General features: G+C 47.5%; 1 pseudogene. It reads right to left on the minus strand.

Annotation, left to right across the window (positions count from 1 at the left end):
• Nucleotides 1–223 (minus strand): annotated as a pseudogene (locus SLS51_RS24990) (hypothetical protein); the annotation flags it as partial.

Below are 223 nucleotides of genomic sequence, written 5' to 3' on the forward strand. Positions count from 1 at the left end.
ACCGGCAGATCGATATTATTATTGCCCGTCAACCCCAAAGGCTGACTTTCTGTCAGTTGGCGTTGTAACTTAGCCCGCTGCAATTCCGCTTCCAGCAGTAGATTTTTCGCGCGTAAATGCTCTAACTGTCCCACAGTCACACCCACAGATGCTTCTGCAATACTCGTTACCGAAAGAATTCCCTCCTCTGTTGACCATACGGGTGAACTGATAAAAATTAGCC

Source organism: Photorhabdus africana, assembly GCF_035181445.1.
Lineage (GTDB): Bacteria > Pseudomonadota > Gammaproteobacteria > Enterobacterales > Enterobacteriaceae > Photorhabdus > Photorhabdus laumondii.